The sequence below is a fragment of the Streptomyces viridiviolaceus genome (assembly GCF_014650995.1).
Classification (GTDB): domain Bacteria; phylum Actinomycetota; class Actinomycetes; order Streptomycetales; family Streptomycetaceae; genus Streptomyces; species Streptomyces viridiviolaceus.
Genome location: NZ_BMWA01000010.1, coordinates 200,516 through 222,494 on the forward strand (window position 1 = coordinate 200,516; position 21,979 = coordinate 222,494).

The following is a 21,979-nucleotide window of genomic DNA, read 5'->3' on the forward strand; positions in this document are numbered from 1 at the left end:
TACTGGGAGGTGGGGCGGACGAGTGAGGCGATCGATATCGAGGAGCAGGTGGCTGCGGATCGTGAGCGGATTCTTGGTGTGGATCATCTCGACACTTTGACCGCGCGGGCCAGCCTTGCCGCCTCCTACTGGGAGGTGGGGCGGACGAGTGAGGCGATCGATATCGAGGAGCAGGTGGCTGCGGATCGTGAGCGGATTCTTGGTGCGGAACATCCCGACACTTTGACCGCGCGCGTCAACCTGGCGGTTTCCTACCAGCAGGCGGGGCGGACGAGTGAGGCGATCGATATCGAGGAGCAGGTGGTCGCCGATCGTGAGCGGATTCTTGGTGCGGAACACCCCGACACCTTGACCGCGCGCGCCAACCTGGCCATCACCTACCAGCAGGCGGGACGCACGCATGACGCCATCGCGTTGCTCAAGGAGGTGACCGGCGACCGCGAACGGACTCTGGGTGCGGACCACTCCAGCACCTCGACCGCGCGGATCAACCTTGCCTCCGCCTACCGGGCAGCGGGGCAGGACGACGAGGCCATCGCGTTGCTGGAGCAGGTGGCTGCGGATCGTGAGCGGATTCTTGGTGTGGATCATCTCGACACTTTGACCGCGCGTGCCAATCTCGCCGTTTCCTACTGGGAGGTGGGGCGGACGAGTGAGGCGATCGATATCGAGGAGCAGGTGGCTGCGGACCGTGAGCGGATTCTGGGTGCGGAACATGCCGACACTCTGACCGCGCGCGCCAACCTAGCCGCCTCTTACCAGCAGGCGGGGCGGATGAGCGAGGCCATCGCCTTGCTGGAGCAAGTGGCTGCCGATCGTGAGCGGATTCAGGGTGCGGAACATCCCGACACCCTGACCGCGCGCGCCGCCCTCGCCACCGCCTCCCAGCAGGCAACCAGGCCGCAAGGTGATCACGCCGGCTAACGGGCTTGAAACTCGGTCTGTTGGGGCTTCGGCGTTGAGCCTCCGGCCGGACCCGCCATAACGGCCCACTACGAGCGGATCGCGGGCCGCTGCGCCGACCGACTCGAAACGGTGGCACATCTGGCGGGCCAGGGCGACCGGTACGCCGTCCACGCCATCACCACGGGCGCGTCCGCGGCCGGACGGGCCCTCGGCGGGCTCGCCAACGTCCTCGGCCCCGACCGGGGTCGTCGTCGCCGGTGGGCGTCCCGCGCATCGGCCGGCTCTACCGGAACGCCCTGACGGCAGCCTTCACCGCGGAACTCCTTCTTCCCTTGCGTGACCGGCGGCCCGAGCCGCCGCGCTTCGGAGACGCCCTGGTGATGGCCGATGTCGCCACCCTGCGAGAAGGAGTGACAGCAGCCGCCGACGGAGCCGACTTCGTCTCCACCACGCTGTCCGGGTACGCGCCCGGCTCTCCCGTCCAGGACGGACCGGACCTGGCTCTGGTGGCGGCCCTCGCCGCCGCGGTGGACGTCCCCGTCACCGCCGAAGGCCGCATCCGTACGCCCGAGGAGGCCGCCCAGGCCCTCGCACACGGCGCACACAGTGTCGGCGTCGGCACGGCCGTCACCGCGCCCACCGCTTTGACCTCCGCCTTCGTCCGGGCCCTGCCGCACCCCTAGGTGCAGCAGGGGACCGAGGCCCACCGGTTCCCCAACACCCCGGTACGCCTGCCCGACGGACTGCACTGGAACCTGCTCGCGCTCTTCCAGGGAACCGTCGACGGACTGCGGGAGGCCGCCCGGGCCGGCGGTGTCGTCTCCATCGGGGTGGACACGTGGGCGGTGGACTACGGACTCCTCGACGCCGACGGCGTACTCGTCGGCACCCCCTACCACTACCGGGACAGCCGCACCGACACCGCCGCCGAGCAGGTCTGGCCCCGCGTCGGACCCGAGGAGCTGTACCGGATCACCGGGCTGCAGCACCTGCCCTTCAACACCGTCTTCCAGCTCGCCTCGGCAGCGGGCAGCAGCCAGTTGCGCGCCGCCCGCACCCTGCTGCTGATACCGGACCTGCTGGTCCACTGGCTGACCGGATCCATCGGGGCGGAGGCGACCAACGCCTCCACCACGGGGCTCTTCGACGCCCGCACGGGCACCTGGTCCGCGGAACTCCTCGACCGGCTCTCCATCGACCCCGGCCTGCTGCCACCCCTGCGCCGACCCGGCGACCCGGCAGGCAGCCTGCTTCCGCACGTCGCCGCCCACACCGATCTGGACGCGAGCACCCCGGTCGTCACCGTCGCCTCGCACGACACCGCATCCGCGGTCGCCGCCGTCCCGGCCACCGAACCGCACTTCGCCTACATCTCGTGCGGCACCTGGTCGCTGGCCGGCCTCGAACTGGACGCCCCGGTCCTGACCGAGACCTCCCGGGCCGCGAACTTCACCAACGAGCTGGGCGTGGACGGCACCGTCCGCTACCTCCGCAACATCATGGGCATGTGGCTGCTGGAGGAGTGCCGCCGGGCCTGGGACGCACAGGGGCTGCCCACACACATCCCCGAGCTCCTCGCCGAGGCCGCCCGGTGCCGGGCCTACGGCGCGATCATCGACCCCGACGACCCCGAGTTCCTCGCCCCGGGCGACATGCCGGAACGGATCCGGGACCACTGCCGCCGCACCGGCCAGCCGGTCCCCGAGAGCCAGGGTGCCGTCGTCCGCTGCATTCTGGAGAGCCTGGCACTGGCCCACCGCCGCACCCTGCGGCAGGCCGCCGAACTCGCCGGCCGCGACATCACCCACATCCATCTCGTCGGTGGCGGCTCACGCAACGACCTGCTCTGCCAGCTCACCGCCGACGCCACCGGACTGCCCGTCATCGCCGGGCCCACCGAAGCCACCGCCCTCGGGAACATCCTCGTCCAGGCCAGGGCCGCCGGACTGGTGGCCGACCTGGCCGCGATGCGCCGACTCGTCGCCTCCACCCAACACCTCAGGCGCTACACCCCCCGCGGCGACAGCGCCGCCTGGGACGCGGCGGCTGCCAGGCTCACCCCTGCCCGAACGGAGCCCTGATGCGCGTAGCTCTCTTCGCCACCTGCGTCAACGACGCCCTGTACCCGTCCACGGCCATCGCCACCGTCAAGGTGCTCGAGCGCCTCGGAGTCGAGGTGGACTTCCCCGCCGCCCAGACGTGCTGCGGCCAGCCGCAGTACAACACCGGTTACCGGCGCGCGACCGAACCGCTGGTGCGCCGCATGGCCCGCGCCTTCGAGGGCTACGACCACGTCGTCGCCCCCTCCGGCTCCTGCGTCGCCATGGTCCGCGACAACTACCCCCGCATCGGCGCCAGAGCGGCAGCCGAAGGCCGCGGACGGGAACTGGCCGGGGCCGCCACGTCCCTGGTGCCGCGCGTCCACGAGCTGACCGAGTTCCTCGTCGACGTGCTGGGGGTGACGGACGTGGGCGCGTACTTCCCCCACACGGTGACCTACCACCCGTCGTGCCACGGGCTGCGCACGCTCGGGCTGGGCGACCGGCCGCGCCGCCTGCTGCAGGCGGTCAAGGGACTGGAACTGATCGAGCTGCCGGGCGCGGAGGAGTGCTGCGGCTTCGGCGGAACGTTCGCCGTGAAGAACGCCGACGTGTCCGAGGCGATGGGCGCCGACAAGATCAGCAATGCCCTGGCCACGGAGGCGGACGTGCTGTGCGGCGCCGACAACTCGTGCCTCATGCACATCGGCGGCATGCTGCGTCGCCGGGAGGCACCGCAGCGGGCACTGCACCTCGCGGAGATTCTCGCGAGCACGGAAGAGGAGCCGCTGCGATGAGTGGAACCTTCATCGGAATGCCGTCCTTCCCCGAGGCGGCACGCGACGCCGTACGCGACACGACGCTGCGCGGCAATCTCCGGCACGCCACGCACACCATCCGCGCCAAGCGGGCGGGGGCGGTCGCCGAACTCGACGACTGGGCGCAGCTGCGCGAGGCCGGCAAGCAGATCAAGGACCGGACGCTGCGTCACCTCGACCGCCACCTGGAGCAGCTGGAACGGGCCGTCACCGCCGCGGGCGGCACCGTGCACTGGGCCGCCGACGCCGAAGAGGCCAACCGCATCGTCGCGGACCTGGTCGAGGCGACCGGCGAGACGGAGGTCGTCAAGGTCAAGTCCATGGCCACCCAGGAGATCGGCCTCAACGCGGCGCTGGAGACGGCCGGCATCCGCGCCTACGAGACCGACCTAGCCGAACTCATCGTGCAGCTCGGCGACGACCTGCCCTCCCACATCCTCGTCCCGGCCATCCACCGCAACCGCGGCGAGATCCGCGACATCTTCCGCGACCACATGCAGGACTGGGGGCGCCCCGCCCCGGACGGCCTGACCGACCGGCCCGCGGACCTCGCCGAAGCGGCCCGGCTCCACCTGCGCGAGAAGTTCCTCCGCGCCAAGGTGGGGATCTCCGGTGCCAACTTCATGGTCGCCGAGACCGGCACGCTGGTCGTCGTGGAGTCCGAGGGCAACGGCCGCATGTGCCTGACCCTGCCCGAGACCCTGATCTCCGTGGTCGGCATCGAGAAGGTGATCCCCACCTGGCGCGACCTCGAGGTCTTCCTCCAGCTCCTGCCGCGCTCCTCCACCGCCGAGCGGATGAACCCCTACACCACGATGTGGACGGGCACGACCGACGGGGACGGCCCGCGCGCCTTCCACCTGGTCCTGCTGGACAACGGCCGCACCGACACCCTCGCCGACGAGGTCGGCCGGCAGGCGCTGCGCTGCATCCGCTGCTCGGCGTGCCTGAACGTCTGTCCGGTGTACGAGCGGGCCGGCGGCCACGCCTACGGCTCCGCCTACCCCGGCCCCATCGGCGCCATCCTCACCCCCCAACTGCGGGGCACCGCCACGGAGCTCGACGCGTCACTGCCGTACGCGTCGTCCCTGTGCGGCGCCTGCTACGAAGTGTGCCCGGTGGCCATCGACATCCCCGAAGTCCTCGTCCACCTGCGGGAGAAGGTCGCCGACCAGGGCGGCGCCGGACACCGCCTCGAACGGGCCGCGATGCGGGCGGCGACCTGGCTCCTGGACCACCCGGCCGCCCTCACCGCCGGTGAACGCCTCGCCTCCAGGACGCGGAAGCTGCATCCCAAGCGGCTCCCCGGCCCCGGGGCCCGCGAGTGGACCAACAGTCGTGACCTGCCGGAGCTGCCCGACCGGCCCTTCCGTGACTGGTGGAAGAAGAACCACGCATGACGTCTCCGTCCTCCTCCCGCGACCGCGTCCTGGGCAGAGTGCGCAGGGCCCTCGCCGACGTGCCCGAGGCCCCCGAGGTCGCGCGCGACTACCTCGTGAGCCACACACCCGACGACCCCGCCGGGGTGCTCGACCTCCTCCACGACAACCTCGTCGACTACCGGGCCGGTGTGCACCGCAGCACCCGGCAGGGCCTGCCGGCACTCGTCGGCAGGCTCCTCGCCGAGCGCGGCGCACGCACCGTCGTCGTGCCGCCCGGTCTTCCCGGTGCCTGGCTGGCCGGCTCGGACGCCCGGCAACGGTTCGACGACGTCCCCCTGACCCCGGCCGAACTCGATTCCACCGACGCCGTGGTCACCGGGTGCGCCCTGGCCGTCGCGGAGACCGGCACCGTCGTCCTCGACGCCGGCCCGGGGCAGGGCCGGCGCGCCCTCACCCTCATTCCCGACCTGCACGTCTGTGTCGTCGAAGCCCCCGGCCAGGTGGTCGCCTCGCTCCCGCAGGCCCTGCCCCGCCTCGACCCCACCCGCCCGATGACCTGGATCTCCGGCCCGTCCGCCACGAGCGACATCGAACTCGACCGGGTCGAAGGCGTCCACGGCCCGCGGACCCTGGAGGTCGTCCTGGTGGTGGACTGACGCCGCCGTCGACGCGGCCGGCGCATCGCCGGCCCCGTCGGTCAGTCCAGCCGCCCCACGCGGAACGTGGTCGTGCAGCCGCGTTCCTCGCCGGGAGCCAGGAACGTCATGGAACCGTCCTCCCGGGCCGCGGTCGCGCCGAAGAGCGTGTGGTCGAGGCCCGCGGTGAGCAGCAGTCCCGAGAAGCCGCGCATCATCGACAGGGCACGTCGTCGTCGCGGTACTCGTGCAGACCGGGGTGCCGGAAGCCGGTCGCGGAGCGCCAGCCGAAGCCGCGGCCCGCGAACTCCGTTCGGGCGGGACACCGTCACACGCGATGTCCGTCACTGTCGTAATCAAGCTCGCGGACCTGTCCGTCGCACGCGCCGACGCCCTGCGCGGGCGCGGTGTGAGCGACCTGATCGCACGCCTGACCGCCGAGGCGGGGACGGCCGTGTTCAAGGTGGCGTTCCAGCGCTGGATCGTCGAGCCCGGACAGCGGGACCTCTCACAACTCGTCAGGGAGTGCCTCGACACGCTCGGCGCCGTCGGCGCGGGCCGCTGACCGGCTCCGGCCGCCGGGCGCGCGAACCCGCCCGGCCGAGCCGCGCGGGAGCGCACGGGGGCCGCCGCCCGGATGCGCGGCGTGGCCGTACGTCTGGCGGCTTCCGGCCTGGGTACCCTCCGGCGCATGGCGGTGGACAGGAGGAACAAACCGCCGCACCGGACACCCGAGCGGACGCGGACGAACCGCACGCTCGGGCGGTCCCTGGTGCGGTGGGCGACGACGACCGATCACAAGGTGATCGGCAATCTCTACATGACGACCTCCTTCTGCTTCTTCCTCTTCGGTGGCCTGCTCGCGCTCCTGATGCGCGCCGAACTCGCCCGCCCGGGACTGCAGCTGTTCAGCAGTCACCAGTACAACCAGCTCTTCACCGTGCACGGCACGATCATGATGCTGCTGTTCGCGACCCCGCTGTTCGCCGGATTCGCCAACGCCATCATGCCCCTGCAGATCGGTGCCCCGGACGTCGCCTTCCCCCGGCTCAACGCGCTGTCCTACTGGCTGTACCTCTTCGGCGGTCTGATGGTGGTGGCGGGATTCCTCACCCCCCAGGGAGCTGCGGCCTTCGGCTGGTTCGCCTACGCGCCGCTCAACAGCGCCGTCTTCAGCCCGGGACCGGGCGGTGACCTGTGGGCCATGGGGCTGGTGGTCACCGGCGTGTCCACCACGCTCGGCGCCGTCAACTTCATCACGACCATCCTGTGTCTGCGCGCCCCCGGCATGACCATGTTCCGGATGCCGATCTTCACCTGGAACGTGCTGTTCACCTCGATCCTGGTGCTGCCCGCCTTCCCCGTGCTCACCGCCGCGCTCCTCGCCCTGGAGGCCGACCGCAAGTTCGGCGCGCACATCTACGACGCCGCGAGCGGCGGGGCACTGCTGTGGCAGCACCTGTTCTGGTTCTTCGGCCACCCCGAGGTCTACATCGTCGCGCTGCCGTTCTTCGGCATCGTCACCGAGATCGTCCCGGTGTTCAGTCGCAAGCCGATCTTCGGCTACCTCAGCCTGATCGGCGCCACCATCGCGATCACCATGCTGTCCGCCGTGGTGTGGGCCCATCACATGTTCGCCACCGGTGCCGTGCTGCTGCCGTTCTTCGCGCTGATGTCGTTCCTTATCGCGGTGCCGACGGGAGTAAAGTTCTTCAACTGGATCGGCACGATGATCCGCGGCTCGCTGTCCTTCGAGACGCCGATGCTGTGGTCGTGCGGCTTCCTCGTGACGTTCCTGCTCGGCGGCATGAGCGGCGTCCTGATCGCCTCCCCGCCGCTCGACTTCCACCTCACGGACTCCTACTTCATCGTCGCCCACCTGCACTACGTGCTGTTCGGCACGGTGGTGTTCGCGATGTTCGCGGGTTTCTACTTCTGGTGGCCGAAGTTCACCGGCAGAATGCTCGACGAACGCCTCGGCAAGATCCACTTCTGGACGCTCTTCGTCGGTTTCCAGACCACGTTCCTCGTGCAGCACTGGCTCGGCGAGCAGGGCATGCCGCGCCGTTACGCCGACTACCTGGCCGCGGACGGCTTCACGGCCCTGAACACCATCAGCTCCATCGGCGCCTTCCTGCTCGGCCTGTCCACGCTGCCGTTCCTCTACAACGTGTGGCGCACCCGCCAGTACGGCACCCGCGTGGAGAACGACGACCCCTGGGGCTACGGCCGTTCCCTCGAATGGGCCACCGCGTGCCCACCGCCACGCCACAACTTCCACTCGCTGCCCCGGATCCGTTCCGAGTCCCCGGCGTTCGAGCTGCACCACCCCCACATCAGCCGGCACGACCAGAGGCACGTGCAGTGAAGACCGAGGCGCGTCTGTTCACCCTGGTGGCGGCCTTCTTCGCCGTCATCACGATCGGCTACGGCTACTTCTCCGCCGAGCCGGCCGGCACCGCCGTCCTGACCGTCGCCTTCCTGATGTCGTCGCTCGTCGCGTTCTTCCTCCTCGTGCAGCACCGCAAGCGCGGCCCGCGGGCGCAGGACCGCGACAACGCCGAAGTCGCCGACGGCGCCGGCCCCCTGGAGTTCTTCCCGCCGCGCAGCCACTGGCCGATCATGACCGCCCTGGGCGCGGTCCTCCTCGCGCTCGGCGTCGTCTACGGCCTGTGGCTCGCCCTGCTGGGCCTCGGCGTCCTCGCGGGCGGCACCTTCGGCCTCGTCTTCCAGTACGCGGGACGGGACACTCAGCGCTCCAGCTCGTCCTCGGACGGCTCGGACACCTCCGGCTCCTCCACGTCGACGCGGTCGCCGTAGTACCACTGGCTGAGCGTCGCCCGGAGCCTTGCCACCCGCGGCGCCCCGCCTTCGGGCGCGGCCGGCGCGAGCGGCTCGGGCGGGCGCCCCGTCCGCAGCACGTACCGCGTCTCCTCGTCCAGGGGTTCGTGGCTCTCGGCGTAGCCGCCCGCGAGCGTCTGCCGCACCTCGCCCGTCTCCTCGCCCTCGGCCAGCCGCTCGCGGTCCCCTTCCTGCAGCGCCAGGCAGACCCGCTTGGTCACGACGAAGGCGAGCGGTGGCAGCACCACCAGACAGACACGGAACACCCACGTCAGCAGGTTCAGCGAGATGTCGAAGGTGAAGGCGATGATGTCGTTGCCGCCCGCGGCGGTCAGCACCCCGTAGAAGGTGATCGCGGCGACGCCCAGCCCGGTGCGCACGGGCTTGTTCCGGGGGCGGTCGCACAGATGGTGCTCCTGCCGGTCACCGGTCACCCAGCGCTCGAAGAACGGGTACGCGTAGAGCACCGCGAACAGGGCGCCCGGCAGCACGACCGCGGGCAGCAGCACGTTCCACATCACCGTGTGGCCGGCCACCACCGTCTCCCACGGTGGCACCAGCCGCAGCGCGCCCTCCAGGAAGCCGACGTACCAGTCCGGCTGCGACCCCGTCGAGACGACGTCCGAGCGATAGGGGCCGTACGCCCAGATCGGATTGATCTGGGCCACCGCCGCGAGCACCGTGAGCGCGCCGAAGACCATGAAGAACAGGCCGGTGGAGCCCGCGGCGAACTGCGGGAACATCGGCTTGCCCACGGCGTTGCGGTTGGTGCGGCCGCGGCCGGCCCAGTGGGTGTGCTTGAGGTAGAAGACCAGGATCAGATGGACCGTGAGGAGCCCCAGCAGCAGCCCGGGAACGAGCAGGATGTGCAGCGAGTACAGCCGCGGGATCAGCTCCTCGCCGGGGTACTCGCCACCGAACGCGAACATGCTGACGTACGTCCCCACCACCGGGAGGGACAGCATGATGCCCTGCGCGATGCGCAGACCCGTACCGGACAGCAGATCGTCGGGGAGCGAGTACCCGGCGAAGCCCTCGGCGAGCGACAGCAGGAACAGCGTCACGCCGATCATCCAGTTGGCCTCACGGGGCCGGCGGAACGCGCCGGTGAAGAAGACGCGCAGCAGATGCACTCCGATGGCCGACAGGAACACCAGGGCGGCCCAGTGGTGGAGTTGCCGGATCAGCAGCCCGCCACGGATGTCGAAGCTGATGTCGACCGTCGAGCGGTACGCCTCCGACATGCGCACCCCGAGCAGCGGCCGGTACGAGCCCTCGTAGACGACCTGCGTCATCGAGGGCTGGAAGAACAGCGTCAGCCAGACACCGGTCAGCAGCAGCACGACGAAGCTGTAGAGGGCGATCTCGCCCAGCAGGAACGACCAGTGGTCGGGGAATGCCTTGCGCAGCAGCCCCCCGCCCTCACAGACGGGGAGCCGCTCATCCGCCCAGTCGACCGTGCGTTCGGCCGCGTAGCGGGCCCGCGCGCCGGCGCGGGCCCTTCTCCTCTTCAACAGCACGGCGCATGGGTTCCCCGGCGGCCGTGCCGGAAATCACCTGCGGTCACCCTTCGGCTTGCCCCGCTGGTCCGGAGTGCCGTGCGGCGGCGGGCTGAACGGCTCCGGAGAGGTCGCGGGCGACACGGGCGAACCCGTGTGGCCCTGAGTCTGCTCGGGGCGTACGGCACCGGGGTCGCCGGACGACGGTTCGGCCCCGGACTGCAACTGCTCCAGACGGGTCGCCAGCAGCTCCGTCACCGGGAGACGGTCGGCGTGCGACCGTTCGTACGCCAGCAGTTCCTCCACCTCCTCCACGCCCAGCGACCGGATACGGCTCTCCAGACTCCCGATCGGCAGATGGTCGTAGTCGGGCAGCGGCAGGGTGTTGCGGGCCGGGTCGGCCATGGTTCTCACTTCTCTCTGTGCGGCGGCCCGGGCGCGGCGGCCCCGGCACTCCGGGCCCTTCGAAGGCCTTCGGGTCGGTTCCGGTTCAGCGGGCCCCCGGCCCGCCACTGCCGAACGAACCGCTGCCGCCCTCGTTCCAGCGGGGCCGTTCCCCTTCGGGGGCGGAGCGGCTGCCCTGGTGCCGAAGCTCGTGCGGCAGCATCCGGTCGTCGCTCCTGGGCACCTCCTCGGGCTCCCGGTTCTCCTGGACCTCGCGGACCGGTCCGTCCGCGGGCGGCCGGGGCTGCTCGTCGGGACGGGGCGGCGCGGGCTCCCTGCGTTTGACGCGGATGCCGAACGCGAAGGCGCCGATCAGCAGCGCCACCACCACGACACCCGCCACGATCAGTCCCACACCGGCGGCGCCGGAACTCGCGGCCATCTCCATCCATGCGCTAGTCATGCCGCGCGAGTACCCCCGGCGCACGTCACCAACCTGCTCAGCCCGACCGGGCCGCTCGCGTCTGCGAACGGTTCGCCTTGCGGATGGCGTCGAGCAGTTCCGTCTTGGACATCCGTGACCGGCCCTCGACGCCCAGCCGCCGAGCCACGCCGTAGAGGTGTTCCTTCGAAGCGCTCTCGTCGACGCCCTCGCCGCTGCGGCCGCCCTGCTGCCGGGGCCGGGCCGACTGCGGGTCGGAGGGGCCCTTGCGGCCGCCCTCCTTGCGCTCCCAGTGGTCGCCGACCTTCTCGTACATGTGCTTGAGCGCCCCGTAGGCCACCCGGTGGGCCCGTTCGCCCTCGCCGTACTCCTCCACGGCAGAGTCATGGGCCTTGATCCACGTGCGCTGGGCCTCCTCCGATGACCGCTCCAGGGTCGACGGCAGTTCCTGTCGTCCCGGCATGGTCGTGCACCTCCGTCCGTCGTCGCTTCCGGCGGGTCCACGGGTGCCCGGCGACGAAGCCGGAAAACGGGCCGGAACCCTTGGGAACACCGGGTTCGCCGGGTTTGCCGCCGCCCCTTCCGGCAACCCGCGGAGTGTGACATCGACGACGACTTCCCAGCAGGAGCTCTTCCGCTTCCTCGAAGATCGCTTCGCATGTGCACAGGCGTGCACCGAGTGTGCGCGGGCCTGCGCGCTGCGCGCGAGTCTCGTGGAACCGGACGGGACCGAGAAACAGGAACTGGTGCGCCGCAAGGGCATCATGTGCGCGGAGGTGTGCGACGCGACGTGCCGGGTGCTGTCCGAGCAGAACCAGGTGGACGAGTCCGCGATCCGGGTCCAGCTGGAGTGGTGCCGGCAGGTGTGCCTGGAGAGCGCGCACGTCTTCGACGAATGCCCCGGCGCGGAGGACGGCGCCGAGGCGAGCCGCGCCTGCGCCCGGGCCTGCGACGACTTCCTCGCCACCCTCCGCTGAGGCCCTGGGGCCACGACCCGTACGGCGTTAGCCTGCGGGTATGACGGTGACGCGGACGGGCGACCCGGGGCTGTTCGGCCCGGACTCGGTGACCTGGCAGGCCCATGCCGACCCGATGATGTGGATCGCCGGGATCCGTGCCCTCTACCTCCAGGCCCTGCACCCGCGCGCCGTGCGCGGCGTCATGCAGAACTCCGACTTCCGGCGCGACGCCTGGGGGCGGCTGATGCGCACCGCCGGCTTCGTCGGCACGACGACGTACGGCACCACCGAGGCCGCCGAGCGGGCAGGTGCCCGGGTACGGAAGATCCACCGCATGCTCGGGGCGACGGACCCGGACACGGGGGAGAGGTACGGCATCGACGAACCGGCGCTGCTGCTGTGGGTGCACTGCGCCGAGATCGACTCCTACCTGCACGTGCTCAGACGCTCCGGATTCCCGCTCACCGACGCCCTGGCCGACCGCTACCTCGCCGAGCACCGGCACAGCGCCCGCCTGGTCGGCCTCGACCCCGACGCCGTACCCGCGAGCCGGGCCGAGCTCGCCGCCTACTTCGCACGGGTGCGGCCCGAGCTGGCCGCGGGGGACGAGGCACGCGAGGTGGACGACTTCCTGCTCCGCCCGCCGACGCACCCGCTGCTGGTCCCGGCGCGCGCGTTGCTGTGGCGGCGGGTGGCACAGCTGGCGTACGCCTCCCTACCGCAATACGCGCACGTGCTCTACGGCAGACCGGCCCCCGCACCCGCCACCGTCACCCGCCGGCTACGGGTCACGGGAGCCCTGCTGCGCCGGATTCCCGCACGTCTGCGCTGGCAGCTGCCGCCCAAACACATCCTGCGCGCCATGGCGCGGCTCGGACCGGACGCGCGTCCGGCACCGTACAAACTCGGACGATAAACCGCCATACTGGACCGGCCAGGGGAGGGCGGGGCGACAGTGACGAGGCGGGGGCGGGCGCCGAGATGGGGGACAGCACGCTGATCCAGGGCCGGTACCGGTTGCTCGACCGGATCGGGCGCGGCGGCATGGGCGAGGTATGGCGGGCGCGGGACGAGTCGCTGGGCCGCCGCGTCGCCGTCAAGTGCCTCAAGCCGCTGGGAGCGCAGCACGACCATTCCTTCACCCGCGTCCTGCGGGAGCGGTTCCGGCGCGAGGCCCGCGTGGCCGCCGCCCTCCAGCACCGCGGGGTGACCGTCGTGCACGACTTCGGCGAGTCCGACGGCGTGCTCTTCCTCGTCATGGAACTGCTGGAGGGCCGCAACCTCAGCCAGCTCCTGGAGGACAACAAGCACCACCCGCTGCCGGTCCCCGACGTCGTCGACATCGCCGATCAGGTGGCCGCCGCCCTCGCCTACACCCACGAACAGGGCATCGTCCACCGGGACCTGAAGCCGGCGAACATCGTGCGGCTCGCCGACGGCACGGTGAAGATCTGCGACTTCGGCATCGCCCGGCTCGGCCACGACGTCGGGTTCACCGCCCGCCTCACCGGCACCGGCATCGCCATGGGCACCCCCCACTACATGTCGCCGGAGCAGATCGGCGGCACCGAGGTGGACCGGCGCAGCGACCTCTACTCGCTGGGCTGCGTGCTCTACGAGATCGCCACCGGCGTACCCCCGTTCGATCTCGACGACGCCTGGGCGATCCTCGTCGGCCACCGCGACACCCCGCCCGAACCGCCGCGCCGGCACCGCCCCGAACTGCCCGGGTACCTGGAGCGGATCATCCTGGACCTGCTGGCCAAGCGGCCCGAACGGCGTCCGCAGGACGCCCGTGAACTGGGCCGCCGGATCGCCGCCGGCCGCACGGCACCGGCGTACGTGCCCGTTGTGGCCGCTCCCCGGCCGGAGCTGCCCGAGCCGGTGGGACACAAGCTGCCCTCCTGGACGGCCGGCATGACCACCGGCCACAAGGCGACCGGCACCGGACTGCGCTCCACACCCCCGGACCCCGGGGCCGGTCTGTCCGGCGACTGGATCCCGCGGCCCGCCGACGACGAGGACGCGCGGCCCGTGCCCGACGAGCGGCCCGACCCGCCGCCGGAAGCCGTCACCTCGCTGGCGGGGCGGCACAACGCGGGCCTGAGCCTGGGGCGGCTCGGCCGCTGGACCGAGGCGGGCGAGGTGCACCGCGCGGTGGCGGGCGAACGCGAGCGCCTGCTCGGCCCCGACCACCCCGACACCCTCGCCAGCCGTCACGAGCTCGCCTTCACCCTCAGCCGCACCGGCCGTCCAGCCGACGCGCTGCACGCCTACAAGCGGGTGGCCGAGGCCAGGATCCGCGTGCTCGGCCCCGACCATCCCGACACCCTCGCCACCCGCCAGGAGATGGCGTACGTCCTGGGCCGGCTGGGCCGGTACGACGACGCCCACCAGGTCTACACGTCGGTCCTCGCCGTCCGGGAGCGCACCATGGGCGCCGACCACCCCGACACGCTGCGCTGCCGTCACAACCTCGCCTTCAACCTGGGCCGGCTCGGCCGCCCGGAGGAAGCCCACCGCATGGCCCGCGAGGTGGCCGCCGCCCGCGCCCGCGTGCTCGGTCCCGACCATCCCGACACCCTGGTCACCCGCTACGAGGTCGCCTACGCCCTCGGCCGGCTGGGTCGCTGGCAGGAGGCGCTGCGGACCTACCGCGAGGTCGCCGAGGCCCGCGACCGGGCGCTCGGCCCGGACCACCCCGACACCCTCGCCGCCCGCTACGAGATCGGCATCAGCCTGGGTCGTCTCGGCCGCAGCGCCGAGGCGCTGACGCTGTACGGCGAGCTGGTCGAGGACCGCACCCGCGTCCTGGGCGCCGAGCACCCCGAGACCCTGCGCGCCCGGCACGGCCTGGGCGTCAACCTGGGGCGGCTGGGCCGCTGGGAGGACGCGCTCACCGAGTCCCGCTCGCTGTGCGCGATCCGCGAGCGCGTGCTCGGCCCCGACCACCCGGACACGCTGGTCAGCCGCCGGGAGGTCGCCGTGGGCCTCGGCTGGCTGGGCCGCTGGGCCGACGCCCTGGCCGAGTACCGGCAGGTCGCCGACGCGCGCGAGCGGGTCCTCGGCCCCGACCACCCGGACACCGTCGCCAGCCGTGACGACGAGGCCCACTGCCTGCAGCAGCTCGGCCGGGGCGCCGAGGCCGTGGACCTGTACCGCAGGGCGGCGGTGGTGCGGCGGCAGGGGGCGTCGGGCAGCCGCTGATCCGGGGCACGGCCGGCCTCTGGCGATGTGGATCACGGCGTGCTACCAAGAGCCATGGCCCCACACCACGCATCCCGTGCCTACGACGCCGTCATCGTCGGCGGCGGCCACAACGGCCTGGTCGCCGCCGCCTACCTGGCCCGCGCGGGGCGCTCCGTGCTGGTGCTGGAGCGGCTCGGCCACACCGGGGGCGCGGCCGTCTCCACGCGGCCGTTCGCCGGGGTCGACGCGCGGCTGTCCCGGTACTCGTACCTGGTCAGCCTGCTCCCGAGCAAGATCGTGCGGGACCTGGACCTGGAGTTCCGGGTGCGCGGGCGCACCGTCTCCTCGTACACGCCCGTCGAGCGGGACGGACGGCCCACCGGGCTCCTCGTCGGCGGGGGCGAGCGGCGGACGCGGGAGTCCTTCGCCCGGCTCACCGGCTCGGACCGGGAGTACGCGGCCTGGCAGCGCTTCTACGGCACGACCGGCCGGGTCGCCCGGCGGGTCTTCCCGACGCTCACCGAGCCCTTGCCCACCCGGGAGGAGCTGCGCCGCCGCATCGACGACGAGGAGACCTGGCGGGCCCTGTTCGAGGAGCCGATCGGCGTCGCCGTCGAAAAGCACTTCTCGGACGACCTGGTGCGGGGCGTGGTCCTCACCGACGCACTGATCGGCACCTTCGCCGACGCGCACGATCCCTCCCTGAAGCAGAACCGCTGCTTCCTGTACCACGTGATCGGCGGCGGCACCGGTGCCTGGGACGTTCCGGTCGGCGGCATGGGTGCCCTCACCGACGCGCTGGCGCACGCGGCGCGGGCAGCGGGGGCCGTACTCGCCACCGGGCACGAGGCGGTGCGCATCGACACGGACGGCCGGACGGCCGAGGTCACCTACCGCACGGCCGACGGCGAGGGCGTCGCCGCCGCGCGCCATGTCCTGGTGAACGCCTCGCCGCAGGAGCTGGCGGTCCTGACCGGCGCGGCCCCGCCGCCGCCCGCCGAGGGCGCCCAGCTCAAGGTGAACATGCTGCTGACGCGGCTGCCGGCGCTGCGCGACCCGGCCGTCGACCCCCGCGAGGCGTTCGCCGGGACCTTCCACATCGCCGAGGGCTACGAGCAGCTCGGCGCCGCGTACGCCCGGGCCGCCGCCGGGGAACCGCCCGCCGCGCCCCCCTCCGAGATCTACTGCCACTCCCTGACCGACCCGACGATCCTCGGCCCGGACCTGGCCGAGCGGGGCATGCACACGCTCACCCTGTTCGGCCTGCACACACCCGCGCGGCTGTTCGCACGGGACAATGACGCCGTGCGCGAGGAGCTGCTCGCCTCGACCCTCGCCCAGCTCGACGTCCACCTCGCCGAACCCCTCGCCTCCTGCCTCGCGACCGATGCCGACGGGCGCCCCTGCATCGAGGCGAAGACCCCGCTGGACCTGGAGCGCGACCTGCGCCTGCCGGGCGGCAACATCTTCCACCGCGAGCTGTCCTGGCCCCACGCCCAGGAGGGCGCCGGCCGCTGGGGCGTGGCGACCGGGCACGCGAACGTGCTGCTGTGCGGAGCGGGCGCGGTGCGCGGGGGAGGGGTCAGCGGGGTGCCGGGGCACAACGCGGCCATGGCGGTGCTGGAGTCGCCGGAGCGCTGAGGGTCTGCATGCGTCGGGGTGTGCGGGGTACCGCGACATAACGGAAATTCCGTACAGCCGACCCGCACGGACAAGGAGCCTGTCATGGCCGACCTCAGCCCCATCGACCTGCAGAAGGCCCTCAGCGGCATGGACTACCCGGCGGACAAGAAGGCGCTCGTCGAATGCGCCCGCAAGAACCACGCCGACGACAAGGTCGTGAGCCGCCTCGACGGTCTGAAGGAGAACAGCTTCGACGGGCCGAACGAGGTGCAGAAGGCGGTGTTCAACCGGTAACGGACCCCCGGTCCGCTAGTCCGCCGACGGCGTCCACCCCACGGCCTCGACCCGCGCCGCGTCAGCCGGGCGCGCGTCGTCGAACAGGACGCCGCCGGCCGCCTCGGCGCGCAGCCCGTCGACGTACGCCCCGCGGCCCACGTACAGCCGGTCGGTCGTGTACCGCCAGCGCAGCGTGAGCCCGCGGGCGGCCGGGAGGTCCGCCGTCAGACGGTGCCAGACGCGCCCGGACCAGCCGGAGGCCGAGCCCGCGGGGTGCTCCCGCGGTGTCTCGCCCCGGCGCGTGGTCGTGAACGGCACGGGCCGCCAGGTGTCGCCGCCGTCCGTCGTGGCCTCCAGGACGAGGGCGTCCGACCCCGGCTCGGTGTCCCACCACAGCGCGCAGCGCAGGCGGGCGTCGCCGGCCGACGCGTCCAGCGCGGGGAGCGTGAGCGTCGCCGTCGTGGCGTTCGCCGTCCCGGAGAACCAGGCGGTGCGTCCGTGTGCCGGCCGGACCGGCACGGCGCGTGCCATGTGGGTGCCGGCGGCAACCCGCGGAGCCGAGCCGGAGCGCCAGCTGCGCACGGGGTGCACGGAGTTGCCCAGCACCACCAGGAACGAGTCGGTCGTCGGATCGAGCACCAGCGACGTCCCGGTGAACCCGGTGTGGCCGGCGGTGCGCGGGGTGGCCATCGCGCCCATGTACCAGTGCTGGTACAGCTCGAAGCCGAGCCCGTGCTCGTCCCCCGGGAAGGCGGTGTTGAAGTCGGTGAACATCAACTCCACCGACTCCGGCCGCAGGATGCGCGCCCGGCCGTAGGAGCCGCCGTTGAGCAGCGTGCGGCCGAGAACCGCGAGGTCCCACGCACAGGAGAACACCCCCGCGTGGCCGGCGACACCGCCGAGGCTGAAGGCGTTCTCGTCGTGCACCTCGCCCCACACCAGCCCGCGGTCGAGGCCGGACCAGGGTTTGCGGGCGTCCTCCGTGGCCGCGATCCGGGGTCTCCAGGAGGCGGGCGGGTTGTAGCGGGTGCGGTGCATGCCCAGCGGGGCGGTGATCTCGTCGCGCAGGAGGGCGTCCAGGGTGCGGCCGGTGACCTTCTCCAGGACCAGCTGGAGGGAGATCAGGTTCAGGTCCGAATAGAGATAGGCGGTTCCGGGCGGGCTCACCGGTGCCTCGTCGAAGATCAGCCGGACCTTCTCCTCGTACGTCGGCGCGCTGTACAGCGGGATCCAGGCGCGGAAACCCGAGGTGTGCGTCAGCAGCTGACGAACCGTCATCTCCTGCTTGCCCGCCCGGCCGAACTCCGGCAGGTACGAGGCGACCGGCGCCTCGAGCTCCACGGTGCCCCGCTCGATCTGCTGCACGGCGAGGATCGAGGTGAACAGCTTGGACACCGACGCCAGGTCGAACACCGTCTCCCGGGTCATGGGGATCTGCCGCTCGGCCGGGAACTCGACGCCGGTGTCGGTCTTCTCGTCGTACGCCCGGTAGCGCACCGCCATGCCGATCGGCTCGTGCAGCGCCACCGTGCCGCCGCGCCCGGCGAGCAGCACGGCACCCGCGTACCAGGGGTGCTTGGGGGAGGGGCCGAGGAACGTCTCGGCGTCGGCGACGAGTTGGCGCAGATGGCCGGGGAGCAGTCCGGCGCGCTCGGCGGAGCCGTGCCGCAGGGTGGGACGGCGGCCCGTGCCCGAGGCCGCCGCGGCGGGCCCGGCCGCGAACGGGGCGATCGCCAGGGCGCCGCCCAGCGCCAGGGCACCGGCGCCCAGTTGCCGACGTGTGAATCCGCTCGCCGCCTGCTCCGCCATCGAGAGCCTCCCGTACCGAAGGTGAAAGTATCTTTCCGGGATTGCCGTGCGGGGTGAAACTTTCCTGTCAGTGACGGGATGTGTCAATGGGGCGTGCGGGGCCCGCCCGGTACGACGCCGGGCGGGCCGGGGTGTCAGCGTTCACGCACGCGGACGACCCTGAGTGCGGGCGAGGAGAGGATGTCCCGCTCGCAGAAGCGGGACGTCACCCACCTCTCGCCGGAGAACAGCCGGGTCTGGTCGGCGTGATGCGGCGAGTAGGGGTCGGAGGACTGCGAGTACGTCAGGAGCGTCCGGGCCACCGGGCAGCGGGTCCCGTCCCAGCCGACGGCCTGGATGTAGCTGGAGCCGGTGGTCACCTCGGTGTAGCCGCCACGCGCCGGGTCCCAGACGGGCTCGATCTTGTTCCAGACGCCCAGCGACTCCGTGCCGCCGCCGACGGGGATGCGCTCGCCGCCTCGCACGACGAACTGGTGCTCGCCGAGAGGGGCGTCGAGCGCGATGCCCGCCGCCCGCAGTTCGGCGACGGCGTCGGCGAGGGCGGTGGCGAAGCCCGGCGCCTCGGTGTTCAGTGTGTGCGGGGTGCGGACCGGGTCGGCGGGCGAGAACGGCACCTTCCACAACTGCGCGGCGGGGACGGCCGCCGTGAGTTCGCGCCAGAACCGGTCGAAGAGCAGCGCGCCCCGGCTGCCGGAGTTCACGGTGCGGTCCCAGGAGGCGAGCACGTCGCAGGCATCCCGGACGTCCACGGCCCGCCCGTCGCTGCCCGTCGCCGTGCCGCCGGGCAGCGCGGCACAGCTCCTCGCCGCGTCGGCCGCGGCCACATCACCCGCGGGCACCCGGTTGGCGAACTGCTGCCTCTGCAGGTCCCCCACGGTCAGCCCGCCCCGGCCCGCCAGCGCCGCCACGTCCTCGAGCGCGCCCCGGGTACGCATCGTCCGCTGCGTGCCGACCGTGCCGAAGACCCGCTCGTAACCGGTCAGCGGCCGGTCGGCGTTGGCCAGCCAGGCGCTGTCGTTGGAGTTCTCCGCGTACGGCGCGTCCCGCAGCGTCGGCATCCTGCTCGGGCCGAAGACGCCCGGCTGCACGGCGTCCCGGTCGCGGCCCAGCGCGCAGTCGCCGCGCGAGCCGTCCAGGACCGCCAGTCCCGACGACGGGTAGGTCACCTTGCCGAGCGGCGTGGAGCAGGCCCGAGCCAGCTCGTCGGTGATGCGCGGCAGCACCTGCGACTGGGTGAACAGGGTGTGGCCGCCGGAGTCGGCGGCGATCGTGTTCACCCACGGCAGGCCCTGGGTGCGCCGCAGGGAGTCCAGCACGTCGTCCGTGTCGCGGGCCCGGCTGAAGCCGAGGGCGGTGTCGGAGGCGCGCATGTTGGCGGCGTTGGGGTCGTTCAGCGCGTAGGCCGTCGTGGCCGTCCAGGGCAGCGGCAGGGAGGCGCCGAGCGAGGTGACCACCGGGCCGTACCGGGTCCACCACTGGGTCTTCGTCACCGGGGCGCCGTTGCGCACCGGGACGGTGACGGACCGTTTCGTCATGCGTTCACGCCTGCCGTCCACCAGGTAGACGGTCGGGTCGGCCGGGTCCAGCGTCAGCTGGTGGAGGTTGAGGGTGACGCCCGTGGCGACGGTGTGGCTCCACGCCACGTGCGCGTTGTGGCCTATGGACACCGTCGCCGAGCCGAGCAGCGAGCCGCCCGCGACGTTCAGGCGCCCGGGGATCGTCTGCTGCGACTGCCAGAAGCGGCGCCCGCCCTGCCACGGGTAGTGCGGGTTGCCCAGCAGCAGGCCCCGGCCGTTCGCCGTGGTGGCGCCGCTGAAGGCGACCGCGTTGGAGCCCATGTCGGCGTCGTCCGCGGCGAACAACTGCCGGGCGGCCCGCGCGGTCGCCTCGGCGTCGGGTGCCCGCGAGGGTGCGGTCCCCGGCGTCCCGGCCGGCGGCTGCGCGGCCGTGATGCCGTCCGCACCCCGCCCCTGCCCGCCGAGCACGGAGAGGGCGAAGCCGCGCGCGGCCACGTCAAGCGGCGTCACCGGCCGTACCCAGGCGGCGCCCCGGCACGCCGGGTCGGTGATCCGGTTCTGTTCCAGCCAGGCGTTGTAGCCCGCCGCGAAGCCCCGCATCAGCTCCTTCACGTCGCGGCTGGGGCCGCGCGGCGCCGGTTCGGCGAGCAGCTTCTCCACCGTGCCCGCCTCCCGCACCCCCCGGAAGTACAGGTCGCTGGAGAGGTTCGTGGTGGCGGAGGAGAGCGAGAGGTCGGACGCCGCGTCCGCGCCGAAGTAGCGGGAGCGTTCGCCGCGTACGGTCACGAAACCGTCGGCCAGCGTGCACACCTGGTCGGTGGCCTGCGCCCAGCCGGTGCCGAAGCCGAGATTCGCGTAGTCCTCGGCGACGATGTGCGGAATGCCGTACTCGGTGTAGCGGATGACGGCGGACAGTCCGCCGTGGGACGGATTCTCGTGGCGGCCACCGGGGCGTTCGGCCGCGGCGGCGGGCAGCACGGTCGTGGCGGTGAGCAGGGCGACGGCCGTGACGACGAACCGTCTCAGACGGGTGCGCATCGTGCCTCCCGACGTCATTGGGGGAAGGGGCGGCTGAGCGTACCAGTCGGTATGTGCACGTGTCAGTGCCATGACACCAGGGGTTTCGAAGGTGCCGTCACGCCCTCGGTGACGCGTTCAGCCGCGTTCCTCACCGCCGCCGACGGCGGCTTCGTACGCGAGCAACGTCTCGACGAACAGCCTGCGCTGATCCGGCGTCAGCGGATCGAGGGCCGCACGCCACGCGGTCGCGCCGGGAGCCAGCCAGGCGCGGATGGCGGGTTCCTGCTCCGGTGCGATGGCGACGATCCGGCGGCGCCGGTCGGCCTCGTCCTCGCGGCGCTCCAGGATCCCCTTCCGGCTCAGGTCGCCGATCAGCAGGCTCGCCGTCGTCGGCGCCACCTCCAGCCGTGCGGCCAGTTCGTTCACCGTCATCGGGCCGTCGAACAGCAGGCAGGCGAGCAGGGAGAGATGGCGCGGCGCGAGCTGGAAGGACCGCAGGGCCTCCGGCACGGGGATGCGCTTCGCCCGGCCCACCAGTCGCGGCATGAGCAGCAGCAGGGCCCGGACCGTGTCGTCGACGCCTCCGGCTGCGTCCCCGTTGTCCCGTCCGGGCGCGCTCCCGGGTGTCGGCATCGTGCAC

21 protein-coding genes and 1 pseudogene are annotated in these 21,979 nt (G+C 72.4%); 14 read left to right on the forward strand and 8 right to left on the reverse strand.

Annotated elements, in window-relative coordinates; genetic code table 11:
• The 6 genes and pseudogenes from IE260_RS16555 to IE260_RS16580 form a co-directional block, all read left to right on the forward strand.
• A partial coding sequence (locus tag IE260_RS16555) for a tetratricopeptide repeat protein (protein WP_189872509.1) occupies positions 1-924 on the forward strand: 924 nt, incomplete at its 5' end.
• 45 nt (positions 925-969) lie between these two features.
• Positions 970-1,589, forward strand: a pseudogene (locus tag IE260_RS43070) (ROK family protein); the annotation flags it as partial.
• Entirely contained in the window at positions 1,590-2,987 is a 1,398-nt protein-coding gene (locus tag IE260_RS16565; protein WP_189872511.1) for a rhamnulokinase, read from the forward strand.
• Entirely contained in the window at positions 2,987-3,742 is a 756-nt protein-coding gene (locus tag IE260_RS16570) for a (Fe-S)-binding protein (RefSeq protein ID WP_189872513.1), read from the forward strand. Before IE260_RS16565 ends, IE260_RS16570 begins: the two co-directional genes overlap by 1 nt.
• Entirely contained in the window at positions 3,739-5,163 is a 1,425-nt protein-coding gene (locus IE260_RS16575) for a LutB/LldF family L-lactate oxidation iron-sulfur protein (protein WP_189872515.1), read from the forward strand. Before IE260_RS16570 ends, IE260_RS16575 begins: the two co-directional genes overlap by 4 nt.
• A complete protein-coding gene (locus tag IE260_RS16580; protein ID WP_189872517.1) occupies positions 5,160-5,801 on the forward strand; it encodes a LutC/YkgG family protein in 642 nt (213 codons plus the stop codon). Before IE260_RS16575 ends, IE260_RS16580 begins: the two co-directional genes overlap by 4 nt.
• 41 nt (positions 5,802-5,842) lie before the next feature.
• Here IE260_RS16580 and IE260_RS41680 read toward each other — a convergent pair whose 3' ends face one another.
• Positions 5,843-5,995, reverse strand: a complete 153-nt coding sequence (locus tag IE260_RS41680) for a hypothetical protein (protein ID WP_229880821.1) — start codon at positions 5,993-5,995, stop codon at positions 5,843-5,845.
• A 122-nt stretch (positions 5,996-6,117) separates the two neighbouring features.
• Here IE260_RS41680 and IE260_RS16590 point away from each other — a divergent pair, with 122 nt between their 5' ends.
• From IE260_RS16590 to ctaF, 3 genes are all read left to right on the forward strand, one after another.
• Positions 6,118-6,345 carry an acyl-CoA-like ligand-binding transcription factor gene (locus IE260_RS16590; protein ID WP_189872519.1) on the forward strand — a complete coding sequence of 76 codons (228 nt, stop codon included), beginning with the start codon at positions 6,118-6,120 and terminating at the stop codon, positions 6,343-6,345.
• 126 nt (positions 6,346-6,471) lie between these two features.
• On the forward strand, positions 6,472-8,148 hold the full coding sequence (gene ctaD / locus IE260_RS16595) for an aa3-type cytochrome oxidase subunit I (RefSeq protein ID WP_189872521.1): 1,677 nt from the start codon (positions 6,472-6,474) through the stop codon (positions 8,146-8,148).
• Positions 8,145-8,600: an aa3-type cytochrome oxidase subunit IV gene (gene ctaF, locus IE260_RS16600; protein ID WP_189872523.1), complete on the forward strand. Its 456-nt coding sequence runs from the start codon at positions 8,145-8,147 to the stop codon at positions 8,598-8,600. Before ctaD ends, ctaF begins: the two co-directional genes overlap by 4 nt.
• Here ctaF and qcrB read toward each other — a convergent pair.
• The 4 genes from qcrB to IE260_RS16620 form a co-directional block, all read right to left on the reverse strand.
• Positions 8,531-10,141, reverse strand: a complete 1,611-nt coding sequence (gene qcrB / locus IE260_RS16605) for a cytochrome bc1 complex cytochrome b subunit (RefSeq protein WP_189872525.1) — start codon at positions 10,139-10,141, stop codon at positions 8,531-8,533. The two genes, ctaF and qcrB, sit on opposite strands and share 70 nt — an antisense overlap.
• Positions 10,142-10,174: 33 nt before the next feature.
• Positions 10,175-10,525, reverse strand: coding sequence for a DUF8129 domain-containing protein (locus IE260_RS16610; protein ID WP_189872527.1), 351 nt, complete (start codon positions 10,523-10,525; stop codon positions 10,175-10,177).
• An 85-nt stretch (positions 10,526-10,610) separates the two neighbouring features.
• Positions 10,611-10,967, reverse strand: coding sequence for a DUF6479 family protein (locus tag IE260_RS16615; protein WP_189872529.1), 357 nt, complete (start codon positions 10,965-10,967; stop codon positions 10,611-10,613).
• A gap of 37 nt (positions 10,968-11,004) precedes the next feature.
• Complete coding sequence (locus tag IE260_RS16620; protein ID WP_189872531.1) at positions 11,005-11,409, reverse strand: ChaB family protein; 405 nt, start codon at positions 11,407-11,409, stop codon at positions 11,005-11,007.
• A 136-nt stretch (positions 11,410-11,545) separates the two neighbouring features.
• Here IE260_RS16620 and IE260_RS16625 point away from each other — a divergent pair, with 136 nt between their 5' ends.
• The 5 genes from IE260_RS16625 to IE260_RS16645 all read left to right on the forward strand — a co-directional run bounded on the left by IE260_RS16625 (position 11,546) and on the right by IE260_RS16645 (position 17,011).
• Positions 11,546-11,923, forward strand: coding sequence for a four-helix bundle copper-binding protein (locus tag IE260_RS16625; protein WP_189872533.1), 378 nt, complete (start codon positions 11,546-11,548; stop codon positions 11,921-11,923).
• A 40-nt stretch (positions 11,924-11,963) separates the two neighbouring features.
• Complete coding sequence (locus tag IE260_RS16630; protein ID WP_189872535.1) at positions 11,964-12,821, forward strand: oxygenase MpaB family protein; 858 nt, start codon at positions 11,964-11,966, stop codon at positions 12,819-12,821.
• A gap of 65 nt (positions 12,822-12,886) precedes the next feature.
• Positions 12,887-15,112: a serine/threonine-protein kinase gene (locus tag IE260_RS16635; RefSeq protein ID WP_189872537.1), complete on the forward strand. Its 2,226-nt coding sequence runs from the start codon at positions 12,887-12,889 to the stop codon at positions 15,110-15,112.
• Positions 15,113-15,166: 54 nt separating this feature from the next.
• On the forward strand, positions 15,167-16,735 hold the full coding sequence (locus IE260_RS16640; RefSeq protein ID WP_189872539.1) for a phytoene desaturase family protein: 1,569 nt from the start codon (positions 15,167-15,169) through the stop codon (positions 16,733-16,735).
• Between the two features lie 84 nt (positions 16,736-16,819).
• A complete protein-coding gene (locus IE260_RS16645; RefSeq protein WP_189872541.1) occupies positions 16,820-17,011 on the forward strand; it encodes a DUF2795 domain-containing protein in 192 nt (63 codons plus the stop codon).
• A gap of 15 nt (positions 17,012-17,026) precedes the next feature.
• Here the strand turns inward: IE260_RS16645 and IE260_RS16650 are convergent, their stop codons facing one another.
• The 3 genes from IE260_RS16650 to IE260_RS16660 form a co-directional block, all read right to left on the reverse strand.
• Positions 17,027-18,802 carry a serine hydrolase domain-containing protein gene (locus IE260_RS16650; RefSeq protein ID WP_189872543.1) on the reverse strand — a complete coding sequence of 592 codons (1,776 nt, stop codon included), beginning with the start codon at positions 18,800-18,802 and terminating at the stop codon, positions 17,027-17,029.
• Between the two features lie 134 nt (positions 18,803-18,936).
• Complete coding sequence (locus IE260_RS16655; protein ID WP_189872545.1) at positions 18,937-21,357, reverse strand: penicillin acylase family protein; 2,421 nt, start codon at positions 21,355-21,357, stop codon at positions 18,937-18,939.
• A gap of 117 nt (positions 21,358-21,474) precedes the next feature.
• Positions 21,475-21,972, reverse strand: coding sequence for a MarR family transcriptional regulator (locus IE260_RS16660; protein ID WP_189872547.1), 498 nt, complete (start codon positions 21,970-21,972; stop codon positions 21,475-21,477).
• Positions 21,973-21,979 lie beyond the last annotated feature (7 nt).